Genomic DNA, 8,909 nt, shown 5'->3' with positions numbered 1-8,909 from the left:
GGCACACCATGCCCCGTTCGTGTTCGCCATGGCGATCGCCGACAACTCGATCATCCAGACGCCCCAGCCGCTGTTCGGTGGGTACAGCCAGCCCACCGTGCCGGGCGTCGTGCTCGACGGGGTCAACGTCGTCGAAGCGCTCGCCACGGCCGCGTCGGGTTCGCTGACGCTCGAGGCGCTCCTGGCGGGAGAATTCGGCGGCACGGTGCGATCGGGCACGTACGGCAGCGCGATCCACCCTGTAAACGGCGGCGACACGATCATCATCGGGCTGTCCACGGGCGGCACTGGCTACGGCGACCCCATCGACCGCGACGTCGATGAGATCGATCGCGACCTCGTCAAGCGGCTCGTCTCGCCCGAGGCCGCAGAGAACGTCTACGGCGCCGCACTAGACCGGCACGGTCGTGTGGACCGAGACGGCACGGTCGCCCGCCGCGCCGAGATCGTCCGCGAGCGACTGACGCGCGGCGTTCCCTACGACGAGTTCGAGACCGCATGGCTGTCCCGCAAGCCCAAGGACGAGATCATGCAGCTGTTCGGTTCCTGGCCCGACGGGGCGGTAGTGACGCCGGTGATGCGTCCATGACCCACCCATCCCTGGCGGCCCTGGCGGTACCGGGCGGCTCCGGCGTCGCCGCACCGCTCGCCCTTCGCGCCGCAGCGCGAATCCAGGAGCGCGACTGGGAGGAGTTCCTGCGCAGCCCCACGCAGCTGGCGAATGGATGCCGAGATCTCGTGGACGCGATCGCCCCGGACGTCATCATCGTGACGTCGCCCATGGTGCTCGCGGAGGAGGCGGCGGACGGCCCAGTCACCGCGGCGCCGCACTATGCGGCGGCGCTGGAAGCGGTCGGCCGACTCACAGAGTCCCTCACGCACCGCGCGGCGGTGGGCGTCTGTATCCCCGGCCCATCGGTGCTCGTCGCGACGGGAGAGCGCACTCCGGAGCAAGCGGTCACGGAGGTCACCGAGGCGGGCCGGGTAGCCCTGCACGCCGGCGCGCACGTCGTGCTGATCGACGAACCCGAACCCATCGACGGCGCGAGTCTCGCGACCCTCGACAACATCGCCCGGTTCCACCAGGCGTACGTCGTCGTGATAGGCGAGGCGTGGGGCGGTGTGCTCGGCAGCTCGATCGTCCCGCTGGGCGATCGCACCCCCGGCAGCGGGCTCACCGTGACGCCGGGTGAGCTCGGCCGCGGTATCGACATCAGCGAACTGGCCGACTGGGTCTACGACGTCACGTCATGATCGGCTGACCCGCGTCCGCCCGTCTCACCGACAGCATCCAGCTCGACTCCGAGAGGAAAATCATGAAGGCGATGGTCTACGACGGCGACGGCGCCGTCACGGTGGAGACGGTGGACGATCCCGTCCTGGCAGCGCCCACGGACGCGATCGTTCGCATCGATCTGACGACGATCTGCGGGTCGGACCTGCACATCCTCGGCGGCCACGTCCCCACGGTCACAGCGGGTCGGGTGCTCGGGCACGAGGGCGTCGGCACCGTGATCGAGGCCGGTTCGGCGGTCGTGGGCGTGTCGCCGGGAGATCGGGTGCTCATCTCGGGGATCACCGGGTGCGGCAGCTGCCGGTACTGCCGGATCCGCATGTACAGCCAGTGTGAACGTGGCGGCTGGATCATGGGAAATACGATCCACGGCACACAGGCGGAGCTCCTGCGCGTCCCGTTCGCCGACAGGAGCCTGTATCGGGTGCCCGAGCGACTGCGGGACGAGCAGGTGCTGTTCCTGGACGACCCTGTGGTCACCGCCTACGAACTGGGATTGCAGCGCGCGGGCGTGAAGCCCGGCGAGTCGATCGCCATCGTCGGAGCGGGGGCGATCGGACTGAGCGCCGTCCTGCTGGCACCGCTGTTCGGCGTCGGGAAGGTGATCGTCGTCGACACCGACGACAACAGACTCGAAGCGGCACGCCGCTTCGGTGCCGACCTGACGCTCAACCCGCGGGATGCCGACGTCCTGGACGAGATCCGTGCCTACACGGGCGGCAGGGGCGTGGACGTGTCGTTGGAATGCGTCGGTGCCCCCGCGACGTTCGAGACCTGTATCGAGTCGCTCGCGCCCGGCGGACGACTGGCCAACATAGGCATCCACGGCGTCCCCGTCGAACTCGCCCTCGAGCGACACTGGATCCGGAATCTCACGATCACCACCGGCCTGGTCGACATCCGTGAGCTCCCCACCCTCCTGGCCCTGGCCGCGGACGGTCGGCTGGATGTCACTCCGCTCGCGACGCACGCGTTCTCCCTCGCGGACGGCAAGCGTGCCTACGACACCTTCGCGCACGCGGCTGAACACGGCGCGGTGAAGGTCACTCTCGCTCCGCACCCCGCCGAGGTCGCGGCGTGAGCGGCCTTGGCGGAGCCTCCGCGATCGTCACCGGCGGCACCTCGGGCCTCGGGGCCGCGGTCGCCGCTGCCGTGGTCGACGCGGGTGGGACGGCCGTCATCGTGGGCCGCAACGCCGACGCCGGTCGCGCCTTTGAGAGCGCTCACCCGGGCGCGGGCCGATTCGTTCGCGCGGACGTCACAGACAGCGACTCACTGGGGGCTGCAGTCCAGCAGGCCGCGGAGGCGGCCCCGCGGGGCCTGCGTGTCGCCGTCGCGGCGGCGGGGTCCGCGATCGTGCAGAAGACAGTCGGCCGGGATGGTCCGCACCCGATCGAGTCCTTCCAGCGGATGCTGGATGTCAATCTCGTCGGGGCGTTCCAGCTTCTTCGTCTGGCCGCGTCCGCGATGGCCGGCAACGACCCCGACGAGGAGGGGCAGCGCGGCGTGATCGTGCTCACATCGAGCGTCGCCGCATTCGAGGGGCAAATGGGTCAGGTGGCGTACGCGGCCGCGAAAGGCGGGATCGTCAGCATGGTGCTCCCTGCTGCGCGGGACCTCGCACGTTCCGGGATACGCGTCATGGCGGTGGTCCCGGGAGTCTTCGACACCCCGTTCATGGACCTCTTGTCGGAAGAGGCGCGCGCGGGCGTTGCGGCTTCGGTGCCGTTCCCTTCGAGGCTGGGGCGGCCAGACGAGTATGCCTCCCTGGTGCTCGAGATCGTCCGCAACCCGATGCTCAACGGCGAAGTGATCCGCCTCGACGGGGCTCTCCGGCTCGCGGCGCGCTGACGCGTCATCGCTCGAGCGGCATCGACCGACACACCGACACGAACGAGAGGAACAGAACACATGGCCTATCAGAACCAGACCGCGGTGGTGACAGGAGCAGCTGGTCAGATCGGCGCGGCGATCGTCGCCGAACTCGTGGAGTCCGGTGTGCGAGTGCTCGCCGTCGACCTCGATGCGCAGGCGCTCGACGTGCTCTACGCCGGCAATGACGCCGTGCTCACGCAGCAGGCGGATGTCGGCGATGAGGACTCCGTGAAGGCCGTCTCCGCACGGGTCGCCGAGGAGTTCGGGACGTTGGCGATGCTGGCGAACAACGCTGGCATCGAGGGTGTGGTCGCACCGATCGCCGACACGGACGCGGCGAACTTCGACCGAGTGATGCGCGTGAACGTGCGCGGGCCGTTCCTCGGGCTGAAACACCTCATGCCCCTGATCGAGGACGGCGGAGCCGTGGTGAACACATCGAGCGCGCTGGGGCTGGTGGGCGCCCCGGGTTTGGCCGCCTACGTGACGAGCAAGCATGCCGTCATCGGCCTCACCAAGGTGGCCGCTCTCGAAGGCGCCGCCCGCGGCGTCCGGGTGAACGCGGTCTGTCCCGGCCCGATCGAAGGACGGATGATCACGGCTTTGGAGTCCGCCATCTTCGGAGACAGCGGGGTCACTTTCGCGAGCGTCGTTCCGCTCGGCCGACACGGCACGCCCGCGGAGATCGCCCACTTCATCGCGTTCCTCCTCAGCGACGCAGCGCGTTACATCACGGGCACCGCGCACTCGATCGACGGAGCGATGGTAGCGACCTGACCGGAGATCGGATGGAGTGAGCATGTCAGACGTCGTCATCGAGGAGCGAAGAGGACACATCCTGCTGGTCACGCTCAACCGGCCCGAAGCGCACAACGCCGTCAACGGCGCGGTGTCGCGGGCGCTGGGTGAGGCGTTGGAAGCGGCGGAGCGGGATACCGAGATCCGCGCAGTGGTCGTCACGGGAGCCGGCGAGAAGGCCTTCTGCGCTGGGGCTGACCTGAAAGAGGCCATCACTTCGCTCGATGGGCTACTGGACTCGACCACTCATCCGTGGGGGTTCGCAGGCTACACGAACCATCTCATCTCGAAGCCCACGATCGCTGCTGTGAACGGACTCGCGCTGGGGGGTGGAACCGAGATCGTGCTCGCGAGCGACCTCGCGATCGCGGCGGAGCACGCGACCTTCGGGCTCCCCGAGGTCGCTCATGGCATCTATGCCGGGGGCGGTGGAGCGATTCGCCTTCCTCGGCAGATCCCGCCGAAGGTCGCGATGGAGCTCCTTCTGACGGGACGTCCCTTCTCCGCGGCGGAGGCCCTCCAATGGGGTCTCGTCAACAAGCTGGTCGCGGCACACGATCTGCTGCCCGAGGCGTTGTCGTTGGCCGAGAAGGTCGCTTCGAACGCACCGCTGGCTGTTCAGGCCACCAAGCGCATCGCGCGCGGCATCGAAGACGCACATGCACGCGATGAGGAAGGTGCTTGGCGCCTATCGAACGCCGAAGGTCGGCTTGTCCTTGCTTCCATCGACGCGCGCGAAGGGCTTCACGCGTTCTCGGAGAAGCGGGTGCCGCTATGGAGACGAGGCTAGAAGCTGCGGCTAGGCCGCGTTCGCAGAACGCAGGATGGCAGCTGCCCTCGACGCCCCATAGCTCACGCGTCGAAGGATGCCCTCGAAGTCGCCGGGTGCGAAGGATGCGGCGTCTCCCGAAACCGACAGCGCGGCGATCGGGCCGCCACCTGGGATGATCACGGGCGCGGCCACGCAGGCAAGCGTGTGGAGAGACTCTCCCCGGTCGATCGCCACCCCTGACTGCCTGACCTTCCACAGCTCCTCGCGCAGCGCCGACTCCTCGACGATCGTGTTGGCGGTCCATGCGTGACGCGGGCCGCGCAGAGTCTCCTCGAGCGCCCGCGGGTTGTGGGCGAGCAGCATCTTTCCGACTGCGGTGCAGTAGGCGGGCATGCGCGCGCCGATCCTGCTCGGCGTGCGCAGTCGCTGATGCCCCTCCAGCTTGTTGAGGTACACGACATGCGATCCGCTCAGCATCGCAAGCTGGACTGTCATGTGGGTCGCCTCGTAGAGGTCGGCGAGGAAGGGCGTGAGAAGATCCCGAACGCGGTCCTGTCCTGGCGTGCTCGCCTGGGCTCCAAGCTCGTGGATCACGCGTCCGAGACGGTAGGCCGTGCCTGCCCGCTCGAGGACGCCGTTGCGCTCGAGCATTCCGAGCAGTCGGAATGTCGTCGACTTGCTCAGCCCCGCCCGCCGCGCAAGCTCGCTCACGCCTAGTCCGAGCTGGGCGTCGTTTCCGAAGGCCGTCAGTACGCTGATCGCCTTGTCCACAGCAGTCCGCTCTTCCCGCGCCTCGTCGGTCGTCGTCTTCGTCATGGTTCGACTCCATCCTCACTGATGCAGCGTCGTGGTCTCTTCCTCCATTGTCAGGCCCTTCAGCACATGTCACAACGGACGACTGGTCCATTAAAATGGACGTTACCACCCACGATTGGAGTCGACCGATGGCCATCGCCGACGTCGTAGCGCGAAACGTTCGGCGGTTCCGTGAGGAGCGCAACCTTTCTATCGCCGCCCTCGGACGGGACGCCGGACTGGCAAAGCAGACCATTGCCGCGATCGAGTCAGGCAAGGGCAATCCCACCGTGGAGACTCTTGACAGTCTCGCCGCGACACTCGGTGTCAGCATCCGAGCGTTGCTCACCGAGATGGGCTCCGAGACCCTCCTGCAGCGGGGTGACGCGATTCAGTGGCAACCTCAGGGCGCCCTCCGAATCAGGCACCTCGATCAGGTCTTCGGCTCCGGATACGTCACCAACACCGTGCTCCAACTCGAGGCCAACCGCGGAGCATCTCGGCATTCATCAGGCAGCCGAGGCGCACTGCGGCACTGCTACGTGCTGGAGGGTCGGGTCCGACTCGGGCCAGTCCTTTCACCGACCAGCGCGAAGGCGGGCGACTTCATCAGGTTCCCTGCGGACAGTGAGCACCTCTTCGAGGCGGTGACTCCTGTGGCATCGGTGTTCGTCTGCACGACCGCACCCCAGCTATCGATGTCCGGTCGCGAGCGCCAGTTCTAGCGGTCGAAGTCGACGACGAGCTTGCCGAGCACGTCTCCATCCAGAAGCCGCTGGAAGCCCGTCGAGATCTCGTCGAACGCGATCGTCTCGAGGTGCGGACGAACACCCGTCGTGTCGAGGAGGCGCAGCAGGGCTTCGAACTCGGGTCGGGTGCATCCGGTCGATCCGATGATGCGCAACTGCTGATAGAAGACACGTTGAAGGTCGGCGGGGGGCATCGCGCCGCTCGTCGCCCCTGCGATGACGATCGCTCCGCCCGGTCGCAAAGCACGCAGAGAGTGCGCCCAGGTCGCCTCGCCGACCGTCTCGATCACGACATCGACGCGCTCAGGCAGCCTTGCCCCAGGCTCGAACGCCTCGACCGCACCGCATCGGAGCGCGAACTCGCGCTTCTGCTCGCTGCGTGCCGTTGCATACACCCGAGCTCCCGCAGCCCGCGCGAGAGCGATCGCGGCGCTTGCCACTCCGCCGCTCGCTCCCTGAACGAGCACTCGGTCGCCGGCCTTGACAGCGGCGCGGGTGAAGAGCATCCGGTAGGCAGTACCCCATGCGACTCCGAGGCACGCCGCTTCCGTGAAGAAGAGCGAGGCGGGCTTGGCCACGATCATCGACTCCGGAAGCAGGATATAGTCCGCGAGCGTGCCGTCAATGGTCTCCGAGAGCAATGAGCGCTGCGGATCGAGCGTGGAGTCCCCACCTCCTCGCGCCGCGTCGCCCATCACCGGATAGACGACGACCTCTCGCCCATCGTCGGTGACCCCAGCTGCGTCGCAGCCGAGAATGATAGGGATCCTCTCCGGAGGGTGCCCGATTCCACGGAGAGTCCACGTGTCGTGCGGATTGAGCGAGGCCGCCCTCACTCTCACTCGTGTCCAACCCGGTCTCGCCTGCGGGTCAGGACGAGTAGTCAGTTCCAGCCCGGCGAGCGGATCGTTCGGGTCCTGCGAGACGGCGACGGCAGCGCGCACTGCTTCCTCCTCTAGTCCGTTACGATCCTGCCCGGCCGAGGTGGGCGGACTGCACCCGGTGTTCCGGAGCGCGGCACGCAGACTCGATCCGCCCGGCGCGATAGCTGACGATGGTGCCATGACCACCGATCTCGATGTCGTCCCCGCGGAGCTGATCGCTCTCGCGGATGCGCTCCGCGATGCCGAGGCGACACGGTCCGCCGTGCCGCCGCCGTCGAGCCTGCAGGCGGGGCTGAGTCTGGACGAGGCGTACCGAGTCCAACGGCTGAACATCCACCGTCGTGCACAGAGGGGTGAAGTGCTCGTGGGTCACAAGGTCGGGCTCACATCGCTCGCAATGCAGCGACAGCTGGGCGTCGACCAGCCCGACTTCGGCGTGATCACCGACCGGATGGTGATTCCCAACGGCGGCTCCATCGACGTCGAAGACCTGATCGCCCCGCGCCTTGAGGCGGAGTTCGCCTTTCGCTTCGCCAGCGATCTCCCTGCGACTCCGACGCTCGACGAGCTCACGGCGGGCCTAGGCGGCGTCGCCGTCGCGATCGAGATCATCGACTCGCGAGTGGCCGATTGGAGGATCACGCTCGTGGACACAGTCGCAGACAACGCGTCGAGCGCGAGGATCGTCTATGGCGACTTCGAGCCGGCGAGCGAGGCGACGATCGCAGCGCTGCCGTCCACGGTGATCACGCTCGTGCAGGACGGACAGGACGTCGCGAGCGGTCCCGGCTCGGCGGTGCTCGGCGACCCCCTGACTTCGCTGCACTGGCTCGCGTCCGCCATCGGCGAGTACGGCGACCGATTCCGTGCGGGGGACGTGGTGCTCGCTGGCGCAGTGGCCGCGGCTGTCCCTCTGACCCCGGGCTCGACATGGGAGGCCACCGCCGAAGGGTTCCGCCCAGTTTCGCTGAGTTCGACAGCGCACGTCTCGACGTCCCAAGGCAAGTGAGCAGACCATGACCATCACGCAGTTGCCCAGCACCCACGAGGGCGAACGCCCGATGTTCCCGACCGGCGAGATCCGTCGCCCGTCCGGATTTGCACCGAACATCGATGTCTCCGGTCTCGTCGACAGCGACAACGGGCTCATCGATCGTTCCGTCTTCACCGATCGGCGACTGTATGCGCAGGAGCAGGCACGCGTCTTCGCGACGAGCTGGCTGTTCCTCGGACACGTCGAGCAGCTGCAGAAGGCGGGCGACTTCTTCACGACCTTCATGGGCGAGGACCCCGTCATCGTCACGAAGGACAAGAGCGGCCGCATCCGAGCGTTCCTCAACTCGTGCCGTCATCGCGGGGCCCGCGTGCTCCGCGCGGACTATGGCACGACACGTGCCTTCACCTGCACCTACCACGGGTGGTCATACGACCTCGAGGGCAAGCTCATCAGCGTGCCGAACGAAGGGGGCTATCAAGCCGAGACGTGGGATCGCGAGGACTGGGGACTTCTCGAGGTCGCTCAGCTGGACACGGTGCTGGACTTGATCTTCGCGACCTGGAACCCGAGCGCGCCGCCGCTGCTCAACCAGCTCGGAGACATGAAGTGGTACATGGAGGCTTTCCTCGATCGTGACTCGGAAGGCACCACGATCGTCGGCGGCATCACGAAGTGGGTGCTGAAGGGGAACTGGAAGCTCGCCGCCGAGCAGTTCGGAACCGACTGGTACCACGTCAACATGTCC

At 67.4% G+C, this 8,909-nt stretch carries 10 protein-coding genes and 1 pseudogene; 9 read left to right on the top strand and 2 right to left on the bottom strand.

Features of this window, described 5'->3' with window-relative positions; all coding sequences use genetic code 11:
• The 6 genes and pseudogenes from ASG00_RS15640 to ASG00_RS03320 all read left to right on the top strand — a co-directional run.
• Positions 1-589, top strand: a pseudogene (locus tag ASG00_RS15640) (hypothetical protein); the annotation flags it as partial.
• Positions 586-1,254, top strand: coding sequence for a hypothetical protein (locus ASG00_RS03340; protein WP_156454812.1), 669 nt, complete (start codon positions 586-588; stop codon positions 1,252-1,254). The pseudogene ASG00_RS15640 and the gene ASG00_RS03340, both read left to right, overlap by 4 nt.
• Before the next feature lie 62 nt (positions 1,255-1,316).
• The gene (locus tag ASG00_RS03335) at positions 1,317-2,375 is read left to right on the top strand and encodes a zinc-binding dehydrogenase (RefSeq protein ID WP_056206903.1); all 1,059 of its coding nucleotides are present in this window, start codon (positions 1,317-1,319) and stop codon (positions 2,373-2,375) included.
• Positions 2,372-3,145, top strand: coding sequence for an SDR family NAD(P)-dependent oxidoreductase (locus tag ASG00_RS03330; RefSeq protein ID WP_056206902.1), 774 nt, complete (start codon positions 2,372-2,374; stop codon positions 3,143-3,145). Before ASG00_RS03335 ends, ASG00_RS03330 begins: the two co-directional genes overlap by 4 nt.
• Before the next feature lie 60 nt (positions 3,146-3,205).
• On the top strand, positions 3,206-3,946 hold the full coding sequence (locus ASG00_RS03325) for an SDR family NAD(P)-dependent oxidoreductase (RefSeq protein ID WP_056206900.1): 741 nt from the start codon (positions 3,206-3,208) through the stop codon (positions 3,944-3,946).
• Between the two features lie 22 nt (positions 3,947-3,968).
• Positions 3,969-4,757, top strand: a complete 789-nt coding sequence (locus ASG00_RS03320) for an enoyl-CoA hydratase/isomerase family protein (RefSeq protein ID WP_056206898.1) — start codon at positions 3,969-3,971, stop codon at positions 4,755-4,757.
• Between the two features lie 9 nt (positions 4,758-4,766).
• Here ASG00_RS03320 and ASG00_RS03315 read toward each other — a convergent pair whose 3' ends face one another.
• Complete coding sequence (locus ASG00_RS03315; RefSeq protein ID WP_056206896.1) at positions 4,767-5,555, bottom strand: IclR family transcriptional regulator; 789 nt, start codon at positions 5,553-5,555, stop codon at positions 4,767-4,769.
• A gap of 128 nt (positions 5,556-5,683) precedes the next feature.
• Here ASG00_RS03315 and ASG00_RS03310 point away from each other — a divergent pair, with 128 nt between their 5' ends.
• Positions 5,684-6,259: a helix-turn-helix domain-containing protein gene (locus ASG00_RS03310; RefSeq protein ID WP_056206894.1), complete on the top strand. Its 576-nt coding sequence runs from the start codon at positions 5,684-5,686 to the stop codon at positions 6,257-6,259.
• On the opposite strand, the gene ASG00_RS03305 is transcribed toward ASG00_RS03310, so the two are convergent.
• Positions 6,256-7,347 carry a zinc-binding dehydrogenase gene (locus tag ASG00_RS03305; protein ID WP_197425737.1) on the bottom strand — a complete coding sequence of 364 codons (1,092 nt, stop codon included), beginning with the start codon at positions 7,345-7,347 and terminating at the stop codon, positions 6,256-6,258. The two genes, ASG00_RS03310 and ASG00_RS03305, sit on opposite strands and share 4 nt — an antisense overlap.
• On the opposite strand from ASG00_RS03305, the gene ASG00_RS03300 reads away from it, so the two are divergent.
• Positions 7,346-8,176 carry a 2-keto-4-pentenoate hydratase gene (locus ASG00_RS03300; protein WP_056206889.1) on the top strand — a complete coding sequence of 277 codons (831 nt, stop codon included), beginning with the start codon at positions 7,346-7,348 and terminating at the stop codon, positions 8,174-8,176. The two genes, ASG00_RS03305 and ASG00_RS03300, sit on opposite strands and share 2 nt — an antisense overlap.
• Positions 8,177-8,183: 7 nt before the next feature.
• The coding region (locus tag ASG00_RS16725) for an aromatic ring-hydroxylating oxygenase subunit alpha (protein ID WP_235559113.1) at positions 8,184-8,909 on the top strand (726 nt) is incomplete at its 3' end.

Source organism: Microbacterium sp. Leaf351 (assembly GCF_001423825.1).
Classification (GTDB): domain Bacteria; phylum Actinomycetota; class Actinomycetes; order Actinomycetales; family Microbacteriaceae; genus Microbacterium; species Microbacterium ginsengisoli.
This window is presented reverse-complemented; position numbering and strand designations above follow the sequence as displayed.

Excerpts from the sequence above, each read along its gene's own strand:
- ASG00_RS03340 (WP_156454812.1), top strand. The coding sequence starts at position 586 with ATGACCCACCCATCCCTGGCGGCCCTGGCGGTACCGGGCGGCTCCGGC.
- ASG00_RS03335 (WP_056206903.1), top strand. The coding sequence starts at position 1,317 with ATGAAGGCGATGGTCTACGACGGCGACGGCGCCGTCACGGTGGAGACG.
- ASG00_RS03325 (WP_056206900.1), top strand. The coding sequence starts at position 3,206 with ATGGCCTATCAGAACCAGACCGCGGTGGTGACAGGAGCAGCTGGTCAG.
- ASG00_RS03320 (WP_056206898.1), top strand. The coding sequence starts at position 3,969 with ATGTCAGACGTCGTCATCGAGGAGCGAAGAGGACACATCCTGCTGGTC.
- ASG00_RS03315 (WP_056206896.1), bottom strand. The coding sequence starts at position 5,555 with ATGACGAAGACGACGACCGACGAGGCGCGGGAAGAGCGGACTGCTGTG.
- ASG00_RS03310 (WP_056206894.1), top strand. The coding sequence starts at position 5,684 with ATGGCCATCGCCGACGTCGTAGCGCGAAACGTTCGGCGGTTCCGTGAG.
- ASG00_RS03300 (WP_056206889.1), top strand. The coding sequence starts at position 7,346 with ATGACCACCGATCTCGATGTCGTCCCCGCGGAGCTGATCGCTCTCGCG.
- ASG00_RS03305 (WP_197425737.1), bottom strand. The coding sequence starts at position 7,347 with ATGGCACCATCGTCAGCTATCGCGCCGGGCGGATCGAGTCTGCGTGCC.